Below are 1,606 nucleotides of genomic sequence, written 5' to 3' on the forward strand. Positions count from 1 at the left end.
CGTCGGCGAGCAGCGGATCGCCATCGCGATCGCACCGCGCCGCGTGCGCGCGGCCGAGCGCCTGCGCGGCACGCCGGACGCCGGCAACCGCTGGGGCATCGCCGCGCAGCTGTACGGGCTGCGCCGCGCGGGCGACGACGGCGCGGGCGACTACACCGCGCTCGCGCAGCTCGCGACGCACGCGGCGCGACACGGCGCGCATGCGGTCGCGATCAGTCCGACGCATGCCGGCTATCCGGCGCTGCCTGCGCACGACAGCCCCTATTCGCCGTCGTCGCGGCGCTGGCACAACGTCGCGTATCTCGACTGCCACGCGGTGCCGGGCGTCGGCCGCGTCGCCGGCGACGAAGCGGACGGCGCGGCCGATGCGCGACTCGTCGACTGGCCGCACGTGCTGCCGCAGAAGCTGCGCCGGCTGCGCGCTCGGTTCGACGCGCTGCGCGCCGGCGGCGGCACCGCGCTCGCCGGGTTCGAACGGTTCCGCGCGGCGGGCGGCGCGGCGCTCGACGCGCATGCACGCTTCGACGCGCTGCAGGCGTTCTGCGTCGCGCGCGGGCTCGGCTCGGACTGGCGGCAATGGCCGGCGCCGTGGCGGATGCCGACCTCGGTCGAAGTCGACGCATTCGCGCAGGCGCACGCCGATACGGTCGCGTTCCATGCGTTCCTGCAATGGTGCGCGGCGCACGCGCTGACGGACGCGCAGCAGGCCGCGCGCCGCGCGGGCATGGCGATCGGGCTGATCGCCGATCTCGCGGTCGGCTCCGATCGCGCGGGCAGCGATGCGTGGGCGCACGGTACGACGCTGCTGCGCGGGCTGTCGCTCGGCGCGCCGCCCGACGCGTTCAATGCGGCCGGCCAGGCGTGGGGCGTGACGACCTGGACGCCGGCCGCGCTGCGCGCGAACGGCTTCGCGCCGTTCATCGAGCTGCTGCGCGCCGCGTTCGCGCACGCGGGCGGCATCCGGATCGATCACGTGCTCGGTTTCGCGCGCATGTGGGTCGTGCCGGACGGCGCGAGCGCACGCGACGGCGCGTATCTGCACTACCCGTGCGACGACCTGCTGCGGCTCGTCGCGCTGGAGGCCGCGCGGCACCGCGCGATCGCAGTCGGCGAGGATCTCGGCACCGTGCCGGACGGATTTCGCGACCGGCTCGGCGCGCGGGGCGTCGCCGGAATGCGCGTGCTGTGGTTCGAACGCGAGCCGGACGGCGCATTCCGGCCGCCGTCGAGCTGGGACCGCGACGCACTCGCGATGACCTCGACGCACGACCTGCCGACCGTCGCGGGCTGGTGGCGCGGCATCGATCTCGGCTGGCGGCGCATCGCGGCCGAGCACGAGCAGGCGCGAGGCCGGCCCGCCGATGCCGGGCCGGAGGATCGTCACGTCGTGAGCGATACAAGCGATACGACCGATGCGAGCGATACGCGCGACGTGAACGATACAAGCGACGCGAACGACGCCGACACCGTCGAGCGCACGTATGCCGACCCCGACGCGGCCGCCGCACGCGCCGCGACACCGGACGATCTCGCGGAGCGCGATGACGCGCGCGCCGCGCTGTGGCGCGCACTGCAGCAGGCCGGCTGCGCGCCGAGCGACGCACCG

Annotated in this window: 1 protein-coding gene; it reads left to right on the forward strand. The window is 75.5% G+C overall.

From position 1 onward, the window contains the following. The coding region (gene malQ, locus HMPREF3115_RS07120) for a 4-alpha-glucanotransferase (protein ID WP_070553892.1) at positions 1 to 1,606 on the forward strand (1,606 nt) is incomplete at both ends.

The sequence above is a fragment of the Burkholderia sp. HMSC10F09 genome (genome assembly GCF_001806955.1).
Taxonomy (GTDB): Bacteria; Pseudomonadota; Gammaproteobacteria; order Burkholderiales; family Burkholderiaceae; genus Burkholderia; species Burkholderia multivorans.